This is a genomic window from Bradyrhizobium sp. (assembly GCF_016219575.1).
Lineage (GTDB): Bacteria > Pseudomonadota > Alphaproteobacteria > Rhizobiales > Xanthobacteraceae > Bradyrhizobium.
In genome coordinates, this window is the sequence record NZ_JACRMG010000034.1 from 41,935 (window position 1) to 61,656 (window position 19,722).

The 19,722-nt window shown below is 63.9% G+C and carries 19 protein-coding genes and 1 pseudogene; 10 read left to right on the forward strand and 10 right to left on the reverse strand.

The window, feature by feature from the left end; translation table 11 throughout:
• Positions 1-186 precede the first annotated feature (186 nt).
• A complete protein-coding gene (locus tag HZB49_RS25665; RefSeq protein ID WP_291616486.1) occupies positions 187-1,242 on the forward strand; it encodes a YeeE/YedE family protein in 1,056 nt (351 codons plus the stop codon).
• Between the two features lie 4 nt (positions 1,243-1,246).
• On the opposite strand, the gene HZB49_RS25670 is transcribed toward HZB49_RS25665, so the two are convergent.
• From HZB49_RS25670 to HZB49_RS25685, 4 genes are all read right to left on the reverse strand, one after another.
• Positions 1,247-2,467 (reverse strand): bifunctional alpha/beta hydrolase/OsmC family protein, encoded by a 1,221-nt coding sequence (locus HZB49_RS25670; protein WP_291616488.1) that lies wholly within the window; start codon positions 2,465-2,467, stop codon positions 1,247-1,249.
• 142 nt (positions 2,468-2,609) lie between these two features.
• Entirely contained in the window at positions 2,610-3,275 is a 666-nt protein-coding gene (locus tag HZB49_RS25675; RefSeq protein ID WP_291616490.1) for a sulfite oxidase-like oxidoreductase, read from the reverse strand.
• A 79-nt stretch (positions 3,276-3,354) separates the two neighbouring features.
• Complete coding sequence (locus tag HZB49_RS25680; RefSeq protein ID WP_291616492.1) at positions 3,355-4,575, reverse strand: cytochrome P450; 1,221 nt, start codon at positions 4,573-4,575, stop codon at positions 3,355-3,357.
• A gap of 58 nt (positions 4,576-4,633) precedes the next feature.
• Complete coding sequence (locus HZB49_RS25685; RefSeq protein WP_291616494.1) at positions 4,634-4,843, reverse strand: ferredoxin; 210 nt, start codon at positions 4,841-4,843, stop codon at positions 4,634-4,636.
• A 126-nt stretch (positions 4,844-4,969) separates the two neighbouring features.
• Here HZB49_RS25685 and HZB49_RS25690 point away from each other — a divergent pair, with 126 nt between their 5' ends.
• Positions 4,970-5,611 (forward strand): TetR/AcrR family transcriptional regulator, encoded by a 642-nt coding sequence (locus tag HZB49_RS25690; protein WP_291616496.1) that lies wholly within the window; start codon positions 4,970-4,972, stop codon positions 5,609-5,611.
• A 2-nt stretch (positions 5,612-5,613) separates the two neighbouring features.
• On the opposite strand, the gene HZB49_RS25695 is transcribed toward HZB49_RS25690, so the two are convergent.
• A complete protein-coding gene (locus tag HZB49_RS25695; protein ID WP_291616498.1) occupies positions 5,614-7,041 on the reverse strand; it encodes an amidase family protein in 1,428 nt (475 codons plus the stop codon).
• A 107-nt stretch (positions 7,042-7,148) separates the two neighbouring features.
• On the opposite strand from HZB49_RS25695, the gene HZB49_RS25700 reads away from it, so the two are divergent.
• Positions 7,149-7,994, forward strand: coding sequence for an alpha/beta hydrolase (locus HZB49_RS25700; RefSeq protein WP_291616500.1), 846 nt, complete (start codon positions 7,149-7,151; stop codon positions 7,992-7,994).
• Positions 7,995-8,087: 93 nt separating this feature from the next.
• On the opposite strand, the gene HZB49_RS25705 is transcribed toward HZB49_RS25700, so the two are convergent.
• On the reverse strand, positions 8,088-8,864 hold the full coding sequence (locus HZB49_RS25705) for an SDR family oxidoreductase (protein ID WP_291616502.1): 777 nt from the start codon (positions 8,862-8,864) through the stop codon (positions 8,088-8,090).
• A 175-nt stretch (positions 8,865-9,039) separates the two neighbouring features.
• On the opposite strand from HZB49_RS25705, the gene HZB49_RS25710 reads away from it, so the two are divergent.
• Positions 9,040-10,116, forward strand: coding sequence for a tartrate dehydrogenase (locus HZB49_RS25710; protein WP_291616504.1), 1,077 nt, complete (start codon positions 9,040-9,042; stop codon positions 10,114-10,116).
• 86 nt (positions 10,117-10,202) lie between these two features.
• Here HZB49_RS25710 and HZB49_RS25715 read toward each other — a convergent pair whose 3' ends face one another.
• From HZB49_RS25715 to HZB49_RS25725, 3 genes are read right to left on the reverse strand one after another with little or no spacing between them, the layout of a single operon-like run.
• Positions 10,203-11,114, reverse strand: coding sequence for an NAD(P)-dependent oxidoreductase (locus tag HZB49_RS25715; protein ID WP_291616506.1), 912 nt, complete (start codon positions 11,112-11,114; stop codon positions 10,203-10,205).
• A gap of 34 nt (positions 11,115-11,148) precedes the next feature.
• Positions 11,149-12,399, reverse strand: a complete 1,251-nt coding sequence (locus tag HZB49_RS25720) for a Zn-dependent hydrolase (RefSeq protein WP_291616508.1) — start codon at positions 12,397-12,399, stop codon at positions 11,149-11,151.
• A 31-nt stretch (positions 12,400-12,430) separates the two neighbouring features.
• Entirely contained in the window at positions 12,431-13,348 is a 918-nt protein-coding gene (locus HZB49_RS25725) for a LysR family transcriptional regulator (RefSeq protein WP_291616511.1), read from the reverse strand.
• Between the two features lie 103 nt (positions 13,349-13,451).
• On the opposite strand from HZB49_RS25725, the pseudogene HZB49_RS25730 reads away from it, so the two are divergent.
• From HZB49_RS25730 to HZB49_RS25755, 6 genes and pseudogenes are all read left to right on the forward strand, one after another.
• Positions 13,452-14,269: pseudogene (locus tag HZB49_RS25730) on the forward strand (putative hydro-lyase).
• A gap of 83 nt (positions 14,270-14,352) precedes the next feature.
• Positions 14,353-15,597 (forward strand): ABC transporter substrate-binding protein, encoded by a 1,245-nt coding sequence (locus HZB49_RS25735; protein ID WP_291616512.1) that lies wholly within the window; start codon positions 14,353-14,355, stop codon positions 15,595-15,597.
• Positions 15,598-15,626: 29 nt separating this feature from the next.
• Entirely contained in the window at positions 15,627-16,505 is an 879-nt protein-coding gene (locus tag HZB49_RS25740; protein WP_291616514.1) for a branched-chain amino acid ABC transporter permease, read from the forward strand.
• Positions 16,505-17,512, forward strand: coding sequence for a branched-chain amino acid ABC transporter permease (locus tag HZB49_RS25745; RefSeq protein ID WP_291616516.1), 1,008 nt, complete (start codon positions 16,505-16,507; stop codon positions 17,510-17,512). Before HZB49_RS25740 ends, HZB49_RS25745 begins: the two co-directional genes overlap by 1 nt.
• A complete protein-coding gene (locus HZB49_RS25750) occupies positions 17,509-18,246 on the forward strand; it encodes an ABC transporter ATP-binding protein (RefSeq protein WP_291616519.1) in 738 nt (245 codons plus the stop codon). The genes HZB49_RS25745 and HZB49_RS25750 overlap by 4 nt, the downstream gene beginning before the upstream one ends.
• Positions 18,230-18,934 (forward strand): ABC transporter ATP-binding protein, encoded by a 705-nt coding sequence (locus HZB49_RS25755; protein ID WP_291616521.1) that lies wholly within the window; start codon positions 18,230-18,232, stop codon positions 18,932-18,934. Before HZB49_RS25750 ends, HZB49_RS25755 begins: the two co-directional genes overlap by 17 nt.
• A gap of 112 nt (positions 18,935-19,046) precedes the next feature.
• Here HZB49_RS25755 and HZB49_RS25760 read toward each other — a convergent pair whose 3' ends face one another.
• The gene (locus HZB49_RS25760; protein ID WP_291616523.1) at positions 19,047-19,703 is read right to left on the reverse strand and encodes an aldolase; all 657 of its coding nucleotides are present in this window, start codon (positions 19,701-19,703) and stop codon (positions 19,047-19,049) included.
• Positions 19,704-19,722: the final 19 nt, after the last annotated feature.

Here is a 19,722-nt window from a genome sequence, read left to right on the forward strand (position 1 = left end):
GCGATTTTCCTCGTCAGACGATCGGAGACGAAGCATTTCTTCTCCTGCATCGTCGACACGCGACAGCTTTCTTCTTTGTTTTGCGAGGCGATGGCAGGCCCGGATTCAAGGCATTATACCAACAGGAGAATTTCCTTCTACCGGCCAGGGTTTGGCGGCCGATCCGGAACATCAAGAGGAAAGCCCGTGCTTGAAAGCGGCAACATTGTTCTCGCAGGCGGATTGCTGATCGGTTTGGTCTATGGCGCCGTCGGCCTTCTCAGCGGTTTTTGCCTCCTCAGCGGTCTGCGCGGCTGGGGCGGTGACGGCGACGGCCGCCTGATCCGGACCTATGCGCTGGCGCTGGGCGTGGCGGTCGCCGGAACGCAGCTGCTTGCTGCGCACGGCGTTGTCGACCTTGGCAAGACGATCTATCTGCAGCCCTCGTTCGCCGCGCCGATGATCTTTCTCGGTGGAGCGCTGTTCGGCTACGGAATGGTTCTTGCGAACGGATGCGGCTCCCGCGCCTTGGTGCTGCTCGGCCGCGGCAATCTACGCTCTCTCGTCGTGCTCATCGTGCTCGGTATCGTCGCACAGATGACGCTCAAGGGCCTGATCGCGCCGCCGCGAATTGCCCTGACGCAAGCTACCCAGACAACGCCGCCAGCGGCTCTGCTGCCGGCGCTGCTGTCCGCCTCCGGCATTGGCGAGGTCTTCGCGCGTGCGCTCGCGGCCATCGCGGTCAGCGTTGCCCTGCTTGTCTTCGCCTTTGCTCACGCGCCGTTTCGGCGGTCTGCCGGGCAGATCGCCGCGGGCCTTGCAGTCGGCCTGCTCGTCGTCGCCGGTTGGTCCGCCACCGGTTATTTCGGTGCCGATGACTTCAACCCGGCGCCGGTGACCTCGCTGACATTCGTGGCACCGGTAGCGGACACGGTCCAGTACGTGATGTTTTCGACGGGCCTTTCGCCCAGTTTCGGCATCATCCTGGTGGTCGGCGTGTTCGCGGGAAGCCTGGCGACGGCGCTTGCGACGGGCCGTTTTGAGTTCGAGGGCTACAAGTCACCTCGGCACATGCTGCGTTCGATCGGCGGGGCGGCCTTGATGGGAGCGGGCGGGGCGATGGCCTATGGCTGCTCGGTCGGGCAGGGGCTCACCGGCCTGTCGACCCTGTCGCTCGCCTCGTTCATCGCCGTCGCCGGAATCCTGATCGGATCCGCCGCCGGCTTGCGCGGCGCGTTGCGGGTTCCATCGCTCGCGGCCTGACCGGTCACACCGCGCGGGTGACGATCCGTATCTCCGAATGCAGCGTGCGGTGCACCGGGCATTTGTCGGCGATCTCCATCAGCTTCTTGCGCTGCTCGGCGTCGAGCGCGCCCTCGATCGAAATTTCCCGTTCGATCTGGTCGAGCATGCCCTCGCGCGTCTCGCACTCTTCGCAGTCCTTCGCATGAATCTTGCCGTGCTTCAGCGTCACCGTGACGCGGTCGAGCGGCAGCGACTTGCGGTCGGCATACATGCGCATGGTCATGGAAGTGCAGGCGCCGAGGCCCGCCAGCAGGAAATCGTAGGGACCGGGGCCGGTGTCCTGTCCGCCGGCTGAAGCCGGCTCGTCGGCGAGCATCCTGTGCGGCCCGACGCTGACACCCTGCTGGAACTTGCCGGCGCGGGTCTCCCGCACGACGACGCGGCGCGGCGTCTCGCCGGAATCGGCGGTGGGCTCGACGGCGGCCGGTTCGACATAGCGCTCGGCCCAGGCGGCGATGACATCTGCGACGTAGACGGAGTCACGGCGCTGGCTGAGCAGATGATCGGCGCCCGCCAACGACACGAAGCTCTTGGGATGCTTTGCCGCCACGAAAATATGCGTCGCGTTGTCGATGCCGACGGTGTCGTCGGTCGGCGAGTGCATCACCAGCAGTGCCTTGTGCAGCCTTGCGATCTGCGCCGTGAGGCTTTGCCCGGCGACGTCGTCGAGGAATTCGCGCTTGATGCGGAACGGCCGGCCGGCGAGCGCCACCTCGACTTCGCCATGCTTGCGGATGTCCTCGATCCGTTCCTTGAACAGGCCGGTGACATGCGAGGGATCGGAGGGAGCGGCAATGGTGACGACAGCCTTTGCTTCGGGGATTTGTCCGGCCGCCGCGAGGATCGCGGCGCCACCGAGGCTATGGCCGATCAGGATCGCGGGTGCCTTTCGCGTTTGCCGCAGATGATCGGCGGCGAGAACGAGATCAGTCACATTCGACGAGAAGGTCGAATTGGCGAAATCGCCCTCGCTGGAACCGAGCCCGGTGAAATCGAACCGCAGTACCGCGATGCCCCGGGCGGCCAGGGCGGCCGCGATGCGCCTTGCAGCCAGCACGTCCTTGCTGCAGGTGAAGCAATGCGCAAACAGCGCATAGGCCGTGATCGCGCCGTCAGGCAGGTCCAGCGCAGCGGCAAGCTGATGTCCGCCGCTGCCCGCAAACTGAAATCGTTCGGTCGGCATCGTTGTCCTCCACATTGGTGCGCTATACGACCCTCATCCTGAGGAGGCGCGTCAGCGCCGTCTCGAAGGATGCAGGCCACCATCCGGGCCTCATGGTTCGAGACGCCTGCTCCGCAGGCTCCTCACCATGAGGGGATAGGTCCTAGTCGTCTGAATAACGCTGCTCTGCCCAGGGATCGCCGCGGTTGTGATAGCCGCGGACTTCCCAATAGCCGCGTTTGTCCTCGGTCAGGAACTCGATCGCCTGCAGCCACTTTGCGCTCTTCCAGAAATAGAGGTACGGCACGACCAGCCGTACCGGGCCGCCATGCTCCACATCGAGCGGTTGGCCCGACCAGCCGTGCGCGAGCAGGGCGCCCTCTGCAGCAAAATCCTCGAGCGACAGATTGGTGGTGTAGCCGTCGTAGGAATGCAACACCACGAAGCGGGCGTCCTCCTTCGGCTGGCAGGCCGTCAAGAGCTCGCGCGTCGCAAGACCTTCCCATTGATTGTCGTAACGCGACCAGGTGGTGACGCAATGGATGTCGGAGACGAAGTGCGACTGCGGCTGCGCCGTGAATTCCGCAAAGGTCCAGAACACGGGATTGTCGACGGCGCCATAGACGTCGAGCCGCCAGCGCTCGCGCGAAATTTCCGGCGCCAGGCCGAGATCGAGCACCGGCCAGTCCCTGGTCAGATGCTGGCCCGGCGGCAACCGATGCTCGGAGGGCCGCACGATCTTGCCGGTGAGGAATTTGCCCTCGCGCGCCCAGCGCTGCTTCGTTCGCGTCAGCTTGCTGTCCGGCGGTGCTTCGTTTTCTTCAGTCATCGCCCATGCCAAATGCACTGACGCCGGCAAGCGCCGGCGTCACGCATCATAGCAGGAGAAGCGGGAGAGGCGAACCGCCTCAGTTCGCCTTGCCGAAGAGAACCGGCATTTGGCGAGGGCCGCGCACCGTACCTTCCGACCACCTCACCGTGCCGGCCGGGTCGAGACGGAAGTCCGGAATGCGCTTCAGCCATTCCTCGATAGCCACCGTCATCTCCATGCGGGCGAGGTTTGAGCCGACGCAGCGATGGATACCGAGGCCGAATGCGGAGTGACGGTTTTCCTTGCGGTCGATCACCACCTTGCCGGCGTCGGGGAACATGGCGGGATCGCGGTTCGCGGCAGGGAAAGACAGCAGCACCATGTTCCCGGGTTTGACCGGGCACCCGCTGATCGTGGTTTCCTTCATCACCTCGCGCGCCATCGTCACCGGCGAATAGGCGCGCAGGAACTCCTCGATCGCCGTCGGCATCAGTTCCGGCTCCTTGATGAGGCGCTCGCGATCGGATGGCGTCCTGGCAAGATGCCAGAGCGAGGCGCCGATCGCGCTCCAGGTGGTGTCGATGCCGGCGATCAGGAGCAGGCGCAGCGAGCCCAGCACATGGCCGTCATCGAGCGGCTTTCCGTCCGGACCCCTGGCGTTCATCAGCGTCGTGATCAGGTCGTCGGTCGGGTTATTCTTCCGCGCCTCGATGTGGCCGGCGAAATAGGCGGTCATCTCGTGAACTGCGCGCATCAGGGCGCCGTCGTCCTTGATGCCGAGCTCGAGGATTTCGTGGATCCACTTGATGAAGAGATCGCTGTCCTTTTCGGGGATGCCGAGCATGTGGGCGATGGCGCGGACCGGGATGTGCTTGGTGTAGCGCGCAGCCGCATCGCATTTGCCGTCGGCGATGAATTCGTCGATCAGCTCGTTGCAGATGGCGCGAACCCGCGGCTCCAGCTTCTTCATCGCGTCCGGCGTGAAGGGCGGCAGCAGCAATTGCTTGGCCGGCTTGTGCTCCGGCGGGTCGGAGGTGATCGGCGGCGCCTTGGCCGTGATCTCCGGCCGCACGTCGCGCACGATGACGCGGCGGGAGGAAAAGTGCTCGGTGTCGTGGGCGATCTCGCGTACCGCTTCGTAGGTGGTAGGCATGTAGCACCCGAGGAAGCGGTTGGTGTGCACCACCGGGCTGGCCGAGCGCATCTCGTCCCAGATCGGGTACGGGTTTTCCGTCCAGCGCGGATCGGTGTGGTCGAAATCATTGACCCAGTCGGTGACTGGCGGATGTTCGGGCAGGAAGCTGGCAGAATCGGACATCGGGCGAACCCTCTACCTTTTTCAGTGAATACAGGGATGAGCTTGCGACGGAGGAAACCTATTCCTCGGTCACTTCGATCGCGATTTCCGGACAGTTCGATCTGGCGAGGTACGCCTTGTCCTCGAGGCCGGCCGGCACGGTGCCGTCGCCGATCTCATGCGCATTGCCGAATTCGTCGAGTTTGAAAAGTTCGGGCGCCAGCGACTTGCAGCGCGCATGTCCCTGGCACTTGTCCTGGTCGACGTGGATTTTCAGCTTTCCTGACATCGCAAGCGCTTCCCCTCGAACGGCGCAGATTTGGCCTGCGCATTTTGTCTTCTTGGAAAAATTATAGCATATTACATTCGCAGTGCAGTTGTGCTGTCAAGTGAAAAGTCATAGACAATAACATCAATGCCGCCGCGATTGGTCCGCAAAGCCCTCAATACCTACCACCACGGGGATCTCCGGGATGCCCTGGTGCAGGCTGCGTTCCAGGAAGCCGAGCGCGGTGGGCCGGAAGCCATCAATATCAGCGCGCTTGCCAAGAAGCTCGGCGTCTCCCAGCCCGCGCCTTACCGGCACTTTGCCGACCGCGAGGCGCTGCTGCAAGCGGTGACGGCCGAGGCGTTCCGCCAGTTCAACGTCATCCTCAGGGATCTCGTCGACAAGCCGTCGAAGCAATCGAAGCTGTCGCGCTTTGCACAGGCCACGCTTGCCTTCGGCCTGCAGCGCAACGGCATCTACCGGCTGATGTTCGCCTCGCGCACCATGGCCTGTGCGCCGAAGGGCAGCGAATTGCACAATGCGGCGATGGAGACGCTGGCGCTGTTGATCGAGTCGCTGGAAGCTCCCGCGGTCGGCCTGTTGCGCGAGCGGCAGGCCCTGAAGATATGGGCGTCGCTGCACGGCGTGGTGATGCTGGCGGAGCAGGGACTGCTCACCGGCCAGGTCGCCGGCGCCAGCCGCGAGGAACTGGTCGAGGATATCGTGCAGGAAGCGAAGCTCGCGCTTTCCGTGGCGATGAAGGCGGCAGCCGAACGCGAGACGCGCTGATCCTATTTCGGCGGCCGCGGATCGATCGGCGTGGAACTGCGCACGCCCAGGATATCCTCCAGCACTCTTGCGCCGGCCAGCAACTGCGCTTCGCCACGCGGGGCTGCGACCATCTGCAAGCCGACGGGCAGGCCCGACGCGGTGAACCCGCAGGGCAGCGAAAGCGCGGGACAGCACACCAGCGTGATGGCATAAACGATGCCGAGCCATTCGACATAATTGTCGAACTTCTTGCCGTCGCACTCGGCGACATAGCGGTTCTCGACCGGGAAGGGCGCGACGATGGTCGCGGGCGCCAGCAGCAAGTCGTACTTCTCGAAGAATTCCAGCGTCCGCGCCGTCATCGCCACGCGCTGTGCCTCGGCGCGTTCGATCTTCTCGACGGTGAGCTTGAGGCCTTCCTCGATGTTCCAGATCACCTCGGGCTTGAGCTGGTCGCGCTTGGTGCGGAGCAATGCGGCCTTGCTGAGCGCAAAGTCGAAGGCGCGCAGCACATGGAAGCATTCATGGGCTTCGCGCAGATCCGGATGCGCCTCCTCGACGATGACGCCGGCATCCGCAAAGCGCTGCGCGGCCTTTTTTGTGATGGCGGCGACTTCCGGATCGACCGGCGTGATGCCGAGATCGCGCGACCAGGCGACGCGCTTCGGCTTGCTTCCGCCGCGCACGGCCGACAGGAACGAGGACGGCAGTCTTGGCAGCGACAGCGGATCGGCGGGATGCTCACCGCTCATGGCGTCGAGCAATAGTGCGAGATCCTCGACATTGCGCGCCATCGGACCTTGGACGCCGAGATTGCGGTCGATCGCGGCTGCCGGCGTGTGCGCGACGCGGCCGATGCTGGGCCGCAGGCCCACAATGCCGCAGAAGCTTGCGGGGTTGCGCAGCGAGCCGCCCATGTCGGAGCCATGCGCGAGCCAGGCCGTGCCGGTTGCAAGGGCCACGGCCGCGCCGCCCGAGGAGCCGGCAGCAGAGCGCGACGTGTCCCAGGGATTGCGCGTGGGTCCGAACACCTCGTTGAAAGTGTTGGCGCCGGCGCCGAATTCCGGCGTGTTCGACTTGGCGTAGATCACACCGCCTTCCGCTTCGAGATGCTCTACCAGGATGTCGGATTTGGCCGGCACCGTATCCCTGTAGATCGGCGAGCCCTGCGTGGTCAGCACACCCGCGACATTGGTCAGATCCTTGATCGGGATCGGCATGCCCGCCAGCAGGCCCCGCTCTCCTTTCGGCTTCTTCATCAGCTCGGTGGCGTGCTTGCGGGCGCGATCGAAGCAAAGGGTGGGCAGGGCGTTGACCTTGCTGTCGACCTCGGCGATGCGCTTCTCCAGCACGTCCAGCAGATCGAGCGGCGTGACCTCGCCCTTGCCCAGCTTTTCGACGATGGTGCACGCGGTTTCGCGGATCAGGCTTTGGTCGGCCACCGGCATTTTCTCCCAATTCTCTCCACGCTATCGCAGGCGGATTGATCATCCTGTAGAACATTTCCCGGAAAAGTGAAACGCGCGGAAGTTGCCGGGCGGACCGGAGAATTTGCATGACGACGGATCTTGCGACGCCGGACTGGCGGAAGATGAGCCGCGAAGAGCTTGATCGCGGCCTTAACAATGGCGCAGCGGTTGTTGCCAGCGCCGACATCGTCGCCGGCTGGGAGAAGCGTTCCAGGGAGTTGCGACAGCGTCATCCGCAGCATCTCGATCTCCGCTACGGCCCGCGCGAGCGCAACCGCATCGATTTTCTGAAGGCGGCCGACAAGGCGCCGACGCTGCTGTTCATCCACGGCGGTTACTGGCAGCACCGCGCGAAAGAGCTCTTCACGGTGGTTGCGGAAGGGCCGATGGCGCACGGCATCAATGTCGCACTGACCGGCTACACGCTGGCGCCCGATGTGACGCTGGACGAGATCGTCGCTGAAATCCATGCCGGGATCGATTTCCTCGCAGGGCAGTTGCCGGCTCTCGGCGCGACGTCCGGCGGCATCGTCGTCTCCGGCTGGTCGGCAGGCGGACATCTGACGTCGATGGCGCTATCGAGCAAGCATGTGCAGGCGGGCGTGGCGATCAGCGGCATCTACGATCTCGAGCCGATCCGACACTCCTACCTCAACGAAAAGCTGCGGCTGGACGAGGCGATGTCTCGCCGCAACTCGCCGATGATACAGGCGGGCGGACCGGCAAAGCCGCTGTCTCTGGTGGCCGGCAGCGCCGAGCTTCCTCTGCTGCGCAAGCAGACCGCGGATTTTGCCGGGCACCGCGCGAGATACGGCTTGCCGGTGACCTATGAGGAAATCCCCGGCGCCGATCACTTCACGATCATGAACGAAATGATCGCGCCGGGCGGACGGATCACAGCGCTGATCCGCCAGGCGTTCGAGCGGACTTGAACTCGCTGTCATTCCGGGGCGATGCGCAGCATCGAACCCGGAATCTCGAGGTTCCGGGTCTGGTCCTTCGGACCATCCCGGAACGACAGTGTGTCAACTCCACCCCGACGTATAGCCGCCATCGACGGTGAAGATCACTCCCGACGTATAGCCCGAACGGTCCGACGCCAGAAACGCCATGAGGTCTCCGATCTCGCGCGCGTGTGCGGGGCGGCCGAGCGGCATGCCCTTCTGGAATTCCTTGTAGCGGTTCTCGTCGCCGAGCTGGTTCTTCGCCCGCGTCTTCAAGAGCGTGACGTGGCGGTCCGTGCCGACAGGGCCCGGATTGATGCCGACCACGCGGACGTTGTCGGCCATGCTCGTTCCCCCGAGCGCGCGGGTGAAGGCCATCAGCGCGGCATTGCCGGCGCTGCCGCAGATGTAGTTGGCGTCGAATTTCTCGCCGGCAGCGCCGATGTCGTTGACGATCACGCCGCCGCCGCGTGCCTTCATCTGCGCATAGATGGCGCGGGTGAGGTTGACATAGCCGAACACCTTCAGCTCCCAGGCATGGCGCCAGGTCGCCTCGTCGATCTTGTCGATCGAGCCGCCGGGAATGTCGCCGGCATTGTTGACGAGGATGTCGATGTCGGAGGCGTCCTTTACCAGCCGCGCGATGTCTTCCGGCTTGCGCAGGTCGGTCACATGGGTGGCGGCGTCGATCTGGTGTTGCGAGCGCAGGCGGTCGGCCAGCGCTTTCAATGTATCGCCGCTGCGCGCGGCGAGCCGCAGATGGCAGCCTTCCTCGGCAAAGGCTTCGGCCGCGGCCGCGCCAATGCCCTTGGAGGCGCCGGTGATCAGGACGCGCTTGCCGCGCAGGTGCAGATCCATGGATTTTTCTCTCTTGCTGAACGGGGTATCGGAGGAGGGATGGCGGAAATGGATAGCGGGAATGCGCGGCGGTCAACATTGCACTGCAGCGTTGCGCCGCGGCAAAGTTTGGTTCATTGCAGGGGCATCAGAATAGGCGGCGCGTGCGGCCCGGCAAGTCACAAGGACGTTCTCGATGAGCAGCAAGAAGCAATATCGCATCGCAGTCATTCCCGGCGACGGCATCGGCAAGGAAGTGATGCCGGAGGGCCTGCGGGTCATCGAGGCGGCGGCGAAGAAGCACGGCGTCTCCGTCAAGTTCGATCATTTCGACTTCGCTTCGTATGACTATTACGAAAAGCACGGGGAGATGATGCCGGCCGACTGGAAGGACAAGATCGGCGAGCACGATGCGATCTATTTTGGTGCCGTTGGCTGGCCCGCGAAGATTCCGGACCACATCTCACTGTGGGGTTCGCTGATCAAATTCCGCCGCGAGTTCGATCAGTACGTCAATCTGCGGCCGGTGCGGCTGATGCCGGGCGTGCCGTCGCCGCTTGCGGGCCGCAAGCCCGGCGATATCGATTTCTGGGTGGTGCGCGAGAACACCGAAGGCGAATACTCCTCCGTCGGCGGGCGGATGTTCCCGGACACCGACCGCGAGTTCGTCACGCAGCAGACGGTAATGACCCGCGTCGGCGTGGACCGCATCCTGAAGTTCGCGTTCGATCTGGCGCAGTCGCGGCCGAAGAAGCACCTGACCTCGGCGACCAAGTCCAACGGCATCTCGATCACGATGCCTTATTGGGACGAGCGCGTGGAGGCGATGGCGAAGAAATATCCCAAGGTGAAGTGGGACAAGTACCACATCGACATCCTCACCGCGAACTTCGTGCTACATCCGGACTGGTTCGACGTCGTGGTCGGCTCCAATCTGTTCGGAGACATCCTCAGCGATCTCGGCCCGGCCTGCACCGGCACCATCGGCATTGCGCCGTCGGGCAACATCAATCCGGAGGGCGATTTCCCGTCCGTGTTCGAGCCCGTGCACGGCTCGGCGCCCGATATTGCAGGGCAGGGCATCGCCAACCCGATCGGCATGATCTGGTCGGGAGCGATGATGCTGGAGCATCTCGGCGAGAAGCAGGCGGCAGACGCCATCGTCGGCGCCATCGAGCGCACGCTCGGCGAACGCACGCTGCGCACGCGCGATCTCGGCGGCAATGCCGACACAACGGCCTGCGGCAAGGCGGTAGCGGAGATGGTGGATTAGCGGAAATGCGTAGGGTGGGTTAGCGCAGCGTAACCCACCATCTTTTTCGCTGCAGCATGGTGGGTTACGCCTTCGGCTAACCCACCCTACGATCCCGCAATCCTGCGGCAATGCTCCCACGCCGCCTGAAGCAAATTCTCGCTCGCTTCCGGCGTGCGGAAGGCGGAGTGCGCCGACAGCGTGACGTTAGGCAGTTTCGTCAGTGGGTGATCCTTGGGCAGCGGCTCGATGTTGAAGACGTCGAGACCGGCATGACGGATCTGGCCGGACTTCAGCGCGTCGATCATCGCCTCCTCGTCGACGATGGCGGCGCGCGCAGTGTTGATCAGGATCACGCCGGGCTTCATGCCTTCGATGCAGGCGCGCGAGATCATGCCGCGGGTCTCGTCGTTCAGCAGCAGATGGATCGAAACCACGTCGCTCTCGTCGATCAGTTCGTCGAACTCGACGAATTCGACGCCGGAATATTTCTTTGGCGAGCGGTTCCAGGCGATCACCCGCATGCCGCTGCCGAGCGCAATGCGCGCCACCTCCGCAGCAATGCCGCCAAAGCCGATCAGGCCGAGCGTCTTGCCCGTCAGCTGCATGCCGTCCTCGCGCAGCCAGTTGCCGGCGCGCATCTCGCGGTCCATCATCGCGATCACCCGCGCCGAGGCCCACATCAGCGCTATGGCGGATTCCGCGACCGCCGTATCGCCGTAGCCCTTGATCAGATGCACGGATATGCCGAGCTCGGCGAGCTCTTCCGGGTTCATGTAGCTGCGTGCGCCCGTGCCGAGGAAGACGACGTCCTTCAGTCCCCTGCATTGCTTGGCGATATCGGTCGGCAGCGCCGTGTGGTCGACCACCGCAATTTCGGCGCCGTCGAGCACGGCGGGATAATCCTCCGGTGAGATGTCGGGATCGCGGTGCACGCGCACGTCAGGATCATCGGACTTGCGCAGCCGGTCGAAGATCACCGCCAGCGATTCATTGGCATCGACAAAAACACCCCGCACGGCATTCCCCCTCTGGTTTTTCTTGATACAGCGATCAGGATGCGACGCCGGCGAGAGCCAGCACCGTATGCATCAGCACGTTGGCGCCCGCCGCGCAATCGGCTTGCGTGGCATCCTCCAGCTCGTTGTGGCTGATGCCATCCTTGCAAGGCACGAACACCATCGCCGCCGGCATCACCGTGTTGAGATTGCAGGCGTCGTGGCCGGCGCCGGAGGTGATGCGGCGGTGCGAATAGCCGAGCTGTCTTGCGGCGTTCTCGACCGCATCGACGAATTTTGGATTGAAATGCGTCGGTGGCTTGCGCCAGACCAGATCGAGCCGCACGTCGACCTTGCGCCGCGCGGCGATCTCGGCCGCCGCCGCGCGCAAATCCCGGTCCAGTGCGTCCATGATCGCCGCATCCGCGCTGCGGCAGTCGACGGTAAAGGCGATCTCGCCGGGAATGACGTTGCGTGAGGGCTTTGCGATCACGGCTTCACCGATGGTGCCGACGGCTTTCGACCCGTGTTTCTTCGCGATGCTCTCCATCGCCAGCACGATTTCCGACAGGGTGGCCAACGCGTCGCGGCGCAGCGGCATCGGCGTCGAGCCGGCATGGCTCTCGAAGCCGACAATCTTGCCATCGTACCACAGCACACCCTGGCCGGAATCGACGACGCCGATGGTCTTGTTCTCGGCTTCCAGGATCGGGCCCTGTTCAATATGCAGCTCGACGAAGCCCGAGAATTTCTGCGTGCCGACCGGCGTCGCGCCGCGATAGCCGATCGAGTCTAGCGCCTGTGCCACGGTGACGCCCTCGGCATCCTTGCGCGACAAAATGTCCTCGGTGGTGAAATCGCCGACATAGGCGGCAGACGCCATCATCGCCGGCGCGAAACGCGAGCCTTCCTCGTTGGTCCAGTTGCAGATGCAGATCGGGGTTTCCGTCTCGATCCCGGCATCGTTCAGCGTGCGCACCACCTCCAGCGCCGCTAGCGTGCCGAGCACGCCGTCGTATTTGCCGCCGGTCGGCTGCGTATCGAGATGCGAACCGAGCCCGATCGGCGCCTTCGACATGTCGCGGCCCCTGCGCAGGCCGAACATCGAGCCGAGCGTATCGACATGCACCTCCAGCCCTGCTTCCTCGCAAGCCCTGCGGAACCAGTCGCGCACCTGCTTGTCCTCCTGGCTCAACGTCAGCCGCCGCACGCCGCCCTTCGGGGTGGCTCCGAACTTCGCGGTCTCGTGGATGGTGTCCCAGAGGCGGACGGGATCGATCTGCAGGTTGGAGGCGGCTCGGCTCATGCGGGGCGTTCCGGCTTCTTGATATCCCTGTTCAATGGCGCGCCGCTGCCGCCGCGTCAACCGCGCCGCTGGCCTGCGCAATCTGTTGCGCGAGATCGGCAACGCGTTCGATCGCCACCGTATCGGGTGAGCCGAGCCAGCTTGCGGTAAAGGTGAGGGGGGACACCTTGACGTCGGTATCGAGCAATTGCAGCCGGCCGTCGGCGAGTTCGCGCTCGACGATCGCAGCCGGAATGACGGCGATGCCGAGCCCTTCGATCGCCATGTGGATGACGGTTGCAAGCGAAGCGCTGGCGTGCAGGCGGATCGGCGGCAGGTCTGGCCGGTCGAACACGCCGCGCACCGCCTCGTAGGGACGGGTCTTGCGCGGAAAGGTGATGATCGGAAAGCGCGCGAGGTCGCGCCGGGACACCTTTCCTTGGCCGAGGCCGAGCGCGGGACTTGCCAGGAAGTTGATGTCGTAATGGCACAGCACCCGGCTCTGCACGTCGGGTGCAGACAATGGTCCGACCACGAAGCCGAGTTCGATCTCCTGTGCGAGCAGCCGTGCGGCAAGGTTAGACGTGATGTCGACCTCGATCTCCAGCGACAGGTTCGGATAGACCTCGTTCACGCGCTTCACCAGCTGCGGCAGCCAAGTATGCACGATGGTCTCGGCGACGCCGAGCCGCAACACGCCGCGCACCGCGGAGCTGTCGCAGATCTCCGTCATCATCTCCGCGCGCAGCCCGATCAGCTTCTCGGCATAGACGAGCATCTGCCGTCCGCTTGGCGTCGGCGACGCCACGCGGTGGTCGCGGTTCAGGAGCTTCACGCCCATCTCGCGCTCGAGCTGGGCGATGCGCTGCGAGATCGCAGGCTGCGTGGTGTTCATGCGCTGCGCGGCGCTGCGGAAGCTGCCGAGCTTCACCACCCAGAGGAACGTCTCGATCGATTTGAAATCCAGCATGAGGTGCCCCTTCCTTATCGATAAGCTAGATTTATCGATATCGATCAAAAATGAAGATTAGACATTATAGCAGGAGCGGAGCAACTTTAGGCAAGTCGATCGCGTGACTGTTTTTGTGGCAGCGCAGCAAACCGACGGGAGAGGCCGATGCTTGCGAGCGAACAGGCGCGACGTGATTTCCGGGCCGGAAAATCGGTCCCCACCTCCAACATCGCCAACGGTTTCGTTCAGGGCAATCTCGTCATCCTGCCGGAGAAACTCGCCGCCGCCTTCCACCGCTTCTGCCAGCTCAACCCGAAACCGTGCCCCATCATCGGCATGTCCGATGTCGGCGACCCCCGCATTCCCGCGCTCGGGCTCGACCTCGATATCCGCACCGACCTGCCGCGCTACCGGGTCTGGAACGACGGCAAGATCGTCGACGAGCCGACCGACGTCATGTCGCACTGGCGCGACGACCTCGTCGCTTTCGTGATCGGCTGCTCCTTCTCGTTCGAGGAAGCGTTGATGGACGAAGGTCTCTCGCTGCGTCACATCGAGCACAAGGTGCGCGTGCCGATGTACCGGACCAACATCGCATGCAGCCCCTCCGGACCGTTCGTCGGTCCGCTGGTGGTGTCGATGCGGCCGTTCAAGCCGGCCGACGCGATCCGCGCCGTGCAGATCACCTCGCGCTATCCCGCCGTGCACGGTGCGCCCGTGCATCTCGGCCATCCGTATTCGATCGGCATCAAGGACATTAACGAGCCCGACTATGGCGATCCCGTGCCGATCAAAGCCGACGAGCTTCCGGTGTTCTGGGCCTGCGGCGTCACTCCGCAGGCGGTCATCGCCAACGCGAAGGTGCCGTTTGCAATCACGCATTCACCGGGACTGATGCTGGTCACCGATCTCAGGAACAGGCAGTTCGCGGTGATTTGACCGACAGTTGGTGCCGGTCATTGAGGCCTTGCCGCACCATTCAATCTCTTCATCGAAGCATTCGATCAACAGGGGAAGTTGCCATGAAGATGACTCGCCGTAACGTGTTGCTTGGTGCCGCCGCCACCGCCGCGCTTGCGCCGCTAGCAAGCCGCGCGCAGACCTCGGAAGTCGTGATCGGCGTGATCTATCCCTTCTCCGGTGCCGCCGCGCAGATGGGTGTCGACGCGCAGAAGGCCTACGAGACCGCGGCCGATATCATCAACAAGAACCACGAATACAAATTGCCGCTCGCAAGGGGCGAGGGACTTCCCGGTCTCGGCGGCGCAAAAATCCGCCTCGTCTTTGCCGATCACCAGGCCGATCCGCAGAAGGGACGCGCCGAAGCCGAGCGCCTGATCACGCAGGAGAAGGTCTGCGCCGTCATTGGCACCTATCAGAGCGCGGTCGCCGTCACTGTCAGCCAGATCTGCGAGCGCTACGGCGTTCCCTTCGTTTCCGCCGACAATTCCTCGCCCAGCCTGCATCGCCGCGGCCTGAAGTTCTATTTCCGCCCGGCGCCGCATGATGAGATGTTTTCCAAGGCGATGTTCGATTTCTTCGACGAATTGAAGAAACGGGGTCAGAAGATCGAGAGCCTGGCGCTGTTCCACGAGGACACGATCTTCGGCACCGACTCCGGCAACACCCAGCTCAAACTCGCCAATGACCGCGGCTACAAGGTGGTCGCCGACATCAAGTATCGCGCTAACTCGCCGTCGCTCACCGCCGAAGTGCAGCAGCTCAAGGCGGCCAATGCCGACGTGCTGATGCCCTCGAGCTACACCACCGACGCCATCCTGCTGGTGAAGACCATGGCCGAACTCGGCTACAAGCCGAAAAACATCGTGGCGCAGAATGCCGGTTTCTCGGAGAAGGCGACCTACGATGCCGTCGGCGACAAGCTCTCCGGCGTGATCTCGCGCGGCAGCTTCTCGCTCGACCTCGCCAAGAAGCGGCCGATGGTCGGATTGATCAACGAGCAGTTCTTTGCACGCTCCGGCAAGGACTTCAACGACCTGACGTCGCGGCAGTTCATGGGCCTGATCGTGCTGGCCGAGGCCATCAACCGCGCCAAGTCGACCGACGGCGAAAAGATCCGCGAGGCGCTGGCGGCGACCGATATCCCCGGCGACATCACCATCATGCCCTGGAAGCGGGTGAAGTTCGACGAGATGGGCCAGAACAACGACGCCGATCCAGTGCTGCTGCAATATGTCGGCGGAAAGTTCGTGACGATCTTCCCGACCGAGGTGGCGGTTGCCGATGCCGTCTGGCCGATGATGTAGCAGGCAGGCGAGGGGCGAGGGACAGCGCTGTGACAGCGGAAGCCATTATCCAGAGCCTGGCGAGCGGCCTCCTGATGGGGCTGCTCTACGGGCTGATCGCCGTGGGGCTCGCGCTCATCTTCGGCCTGATGGACGTCGTCAATTTCGCCCACGGCGAATTCCTGATGATCGCGATGTACGCGACATTCTTCCTGTTTGCGTTCTTCGCAATCGATCCCCTGCTGTCAATGCCGCTGGTCGCGGCTGCGCTGTTCGTGTTCGGCGCAGTCATTTATCTGTTGATCGTGCGCTTTGCGATGCGCGCCAAGGCTAACGCCGGCATGGTGCAGATTTTTTCCACCTTCGGCCTTGCCATCGTGATGCGCGGGCTGGCGCAGTATTTCTTCACGCCGGACTATCGCAGCGTCACCAACTCCTGGCTCGGCGGCAAGACCGTCTCGGTGGCCGGCATCTTCCTGCCGGTGCCGCAACTCGTCGGCGCGTTGGTGGCCATCGCGGCATTCGGTGGGCTCTATCTGTTCATCAACCGCACTGATTTCGGCCGGGCGCTGGAGGCGACGCGGGAGGATGCAGGCGCGGTGGCGCTGGTCGGCATCGACCAGAACAAGGTATTCGCGCTGGGTTGGGGCCTCGGCGCGGCGCTGGTTGGTCTTGCCGGCGCGATCATGGCGATCTTCTTCTACACCTATCCCGATGTCGGCGCTTCCTTCGCATTGATCGCTTATGTGACGGTGGCGCTCGGTGGCTTCGGTAGTGTGTTCGGCGCTTTTGCCGGCGGCATCATCGTCGGCCTGGTCGAGGCATCGACCGCCATGCTGCTGCCGCCTTCGCTGAAATCGGTCGGCATCTACGCCGTCTATCTTCTGGTCGTCTTTGTCCGCCCGCGCGGCCTCTTTGGATCGATGTGATGGATAGCGCTTTCACAGAACGCCGCCGGCGCGATCTCATCGTGGCAATAGCACTTGCCGCGATCGCGGCCGTGGTGCCGCTATTCGTCAAGAACGTCTACGTCCAGAACGTCATGGTGCTGACGCTGATGTGGGGTGCGCTGTCGCAGAGCTGGAATATCCTGTCCGGCTATTGCGGGCAGATCTCCCTGGGCCACGCGCTCTATTTCGGGATCGGCGCCTACACCACCGTGCTGCTCTTCACCAAGTTTGGCGTCCTGCCGTGGTTTGGCATGCTCGGTGGCGGCGTGATCTCCGCAGCTATTGCGATGGCGCTGGGCTATCCCTGCTTCCGGCTGCGCGGACATTACTTCGTCATCGCCACCATCGTCATCGCCGAGATCGGGTTGCTTCTGTTTCACAACTGGGATTGGGCCGGCGCGGCAATGGGTATCGAGGTTCCCGTGCGCGGCGACAGCTGGCTGAAGTTCCAGTTCCCGCGCAGCAAGCTGCCGTATTTCTACTTCGCGCTGGCGCTGGCCTGCGTCGCCTGGTTCGTCACCTGGTGGCTGGAAAATTCCAAATGGGGCTTTTGGTGGCGCGCGGTAAAGGACAATCCGGATGCCGCCGAAAGCCTTGGTGTCGTCGTGTTCAATTCCAAGATGGGTGCGGCGGCGGTGTCGGCCTTCCTGGTCGCGGTCGGCGGCAGCTTCTACGCCCAGTTCGTGTCCTATATCGATCCCGAAAGCGTGATGGGCTTCCAGTTCTCGCTCTTGATGGCGCTGCCCGCGGTGCTCGGCGGTATTGGTACGCTGTGGGGTCCTCTGCTCGGCGCGGTGATCCTGATCCCGCTCACCGAATTGACGCGGTCCTACGTCGGCGGCTCCGGCCGCGGTGTCGACCTGATTGTCTATGGCGGCCTGATCATCGCGATCTCGCTGGCGCGGCCACAGGGGCTGATCGGCCTGTTCGCGTTCAAGCGCCCCGTCCGATCGCCTGCGCTCGAGCGCAAGGAGGCCGTCCAATGACGGCTCCTCTTCTGCTGGAAACCCGCGGCGTCTGGCAGCGCTTCGGCGGCCTCGTCGCCAACAGCGACGTGTCCATCTCGGTCGGCCGCGGCGAAATCGTCGGCCTGATCGGTCCCAACGGCGCCGGCAAGTCGACGCTATTCAATCTGATCGCCGGCGTGTATGCCGCGACCCAGGGCTCGATCATCTTTGACGGCGAAGACGTCACGAAACTGCCGGCGGCCGAGCGGTGCCAGCGCGGCATCGGCCGCACCTTCCAGGTCGTCAAGAGTTTCGAGACCATGACCGTGATCGACAATGTCATCGTCGGTGCGCTGGTTCGCAGCACCGTCATGCGCGACGCCCGCCGCAGGGCGCATGAGGTGCTGGAGTTCTGCGGCCTCTCCGCGCGAGCAAACGTGCTTGCCAGCGACCTCATTCCCTCCGAAAAGCGCCGGCTGGAAGTGGCGCGCGCGCTCGCGACCGAACCGAAGCTGTTGCTGCTCGACGAGGTGCTCACCGGCTTGACGCCGATCGAGGCGCAGACCGGCGTCGAACTGGTGCGCAAGGTGCGCGCGACCGGCGTTACCGTGCTGATGGTCGAGCATGTCATGGAGATCGTGATGCCGCTGGTCGACCGCGCCATCGTGCTCGACCTCGGGAAGGTGCTGGTGGAGGGCAAGCCCACCGAGGTGGTGCGCGACCCGAAGGTGATCACGGCCTATCTTGGAGATCGTCATGCTCAGGGTGCATGAAGTCACGACCGCCTATCAGGGGCTGGTGGCGATCTCCGCGGTCTCGATCGAGGTCGCCAGCGGCGAGATCGTCTGCGTCGCCGGCGCCAACGGCGCGGGCAAGTCGACGCTGCTGAAATCCATTGCCGGCGCCGAGCGGCCGCGTTCCGGCAGCGTCAGCTTCGACGGCACACGCATCGACGGCATGGCGCAGCACATCATTACCTCGCACGGCATCGCCTATGTGCCGGAAAACCGCCGGCTGTTTCCGCGCCTGTCGGTGCGCGACAACCTTCGCCTCGGCAGCTATCTCTTCCGCGGCAAGTCCGACCGCGACGCGCCGCTCGATCTCGTCTTCAACTTGTTTCCGCGGCTGTCCGAGCGGCTCGACCAGCGCGCCGAGACGCTTTCAGGGGGCGAGCAGCAGATGCTGGCGATCGGACGCGCGCTGATGACGCGGCCGCGGCTTTTGATGCTGGACGAGCCGTCGCAGGGCATCATGCCGAAACTGGTCGACGAGATCTTCCAGGCCGTGAAGCGCATCCGCGACACCGGCCTCACCGTGCTGATCGTCGAGCAACGCATGGCCGAGTGCCTGGAGATCGCCGACCGCGCCTACATCCTGCAGACCGGCCGTGTGCTGATGCAGGGCCCGGCGGCGGAGATCAGCGGCAATCCGGACGTGCGCAAGGCGTATTTGGGATTGTGAGTGTAACAAATTCTCCGTCATGCCCGGGCTTGACCCGGGCATCCACGTCTTACTTCCTCTTTGATGCAAAGATCGCGGATGGCCCGGACAAGCCCGGCCATGACGCGGAGAGTTAGTGCTCGTGCTCCGGCAGCGTCAACCCGAACACCTTGGTTAAATCCGCCACCTGTTCCGGCGACAAATACCGCGGGTTCAACCCGCGCAGCAGCAAATACAGCTTGGCCGTCTCCTCCAGCTCCTCCATCGCGAACACCGCGGCCTCCAGCGTGTCGCCCGATACCACCGGGCCGTGATTGGCGAGCAGCACCGACGAATATTTTCCGGCCAGCCCCTTGATGGCGTCGGCGACCGCGGGATCGCCCGGCCGGTAATAGGGCAGGAGCGCAGTCTGCCCGCATTTCATGAGATAATAAGGTGTCATCGGCGGCAGCGCGGCGCGAGGGTCGATCTCGGGCAGCATCGACAGCGCCACCGAATGGGTCGAGTGCAGGTGCACAATCGCTCCCGCAGACCCGCGCGTCTGGTACAGCGCGGTATGCAGCGGCACTTCCTTGGTCGGGGCATCGCCCGAGAGCAGCCGCCCGTCCGGCCCGAGCCGCGACATCCGCGCCGGATCGAGGAAGCCGAGCGAGGCGTTGGTCGGGGTCACGAGCCAGCCGCCATCGCCGAGTTTCACGCTGATATTGCCGGAAGAACCCGGCGTCAGCCCGCGCTCGAACAACGAGCGGCCGAACCGGCAGATGTCCTCGCGGATTTTTGCGTCGCTCATCGTGCGTTTCCTTGAACAG

What these genes read in the sequence shown, in the direction of transcription:
- HZB49_RS25690 (WP_291616496.1), top strand. Translation starts at nt 4,970, where the DNA reads ATGCCGCCGCGATTGGTCCGCAAAGCCCTCAATACCTACCACCACGGG.
- HZB49_RS25750 (WP_291616519.1), top strand. Translation starts at nt 17,509, where the DNA reads ATGACGGCTCCTCTTCTGCTGGAAACCCGCGGCGTCTGGCAGCGCTTC.
- HZB49_RS25755 (WP_291616521.1), top strand. Translation starts at nt 18,230, where the DNA reads ATGCTCAGGGTGCATGAAGTCACGACCGCCTATCAGGGGCTGGTGGCG.
- HZB49_RS25680 (WP_291616492.1), bottom strand. Translation starts at nt 4,575, where the DNA reads ATGTCCGATTCTGCCAGCTTCCTGCCCGAACATCCGCCAGTCACCGAC.
- HZB49_RS25745 (WP_291616516.1), top strand. Translation starts at nt 16,505, where the DNA reads ATGGATAGCGCTTTCACAGAACGCCGCCGGCGCGATCTCATCGTGGCA.
- HZB49_RS25675 (WP_291616490.1), bottom strand. Translation starts at nt 3,275, where the DNA reads ATGACTGAAGAAAACGAAGCACCGCCGGACAGCAAGCTGACGCGAACG.
- HZB49_RS25760 (WP_291616523.1), bottom strand. Translation starts at nt 19,703, where the DNA reads ATGAGCGACGCAAAAATCCGCGAGGACATCTGCCGGTTCGGCCGCTCG.
- HZB49_RS25705 (WP_291616502.1), bottom strand. Translation starts at nt 8,864, where the DNA reads ATGGATCTGCACCTGCGCGGCAAGCGCGTCCTGATCACCGGCGCCTCC.
- HZB49_RS25710 (WP_291616504.1), top strand. Translation starts at nt 9,040, where the DNA reads ATGAGCAGCAAGAAGCAATATCGCATCGCAGTCATTCCCGGCGACGGC.
- HZB49_RS25720 (WP_291616508.1), bottom strand. Translation starts at nt 12,399, where the DNA reads ATGAGCCGAGCCGCCTCCAACCTGCAGATCGATCCCGTCCGCCTCTGG.
- HZB49_RS25700 (WP_291616500.1), top strand. Translation starts at nt 7,149, where the DNA reads ATGACGACGGATCTTGCGACGCCGGACTGGCGGAAGATGAGCCGCGAA.
- HZB49_RS25725 (WP_291616511.1), bottom strand. Translation starts at nt 13,348, where the DNA reads ATGCTGGATTTCAAATCGATCGAGACGTTCCTCTGGGTGGTGAAGCTC.
- HZB49_RS25685 (WP_291616494.1), bottom strand. Translation starts at nt 4,843, where the DNA reads ATGTCAGGAAAGCTGAAAATCCACGTCGACCAGGACAAGTGCCAGGGA.
- HZB49_RS25735 (WP_291616512.1), top strand. Translation starts at nt 14,353, where the DNA reads ATGAAGATGACTCGCCGTAACGTGTTGCTTGGTGCCGCCGCCACCGCC.
- HZB49_RS25695 (WP_291616498.1), bottom strand. Translation starts at nt 7,041, where the DNA reads ATGCCGGTGGCCGACCAAAGCCTGATCCGCGAAACCGCGTGCACCATC.
- HZB49_RS25670 (WP_291616488.1), bottom strand. Translation starts at nt 2,467, where the DNA reads ATGCCGACCGAACGATTTCAGTTTGCGGGCAGCGGCGGACATCAGCTT.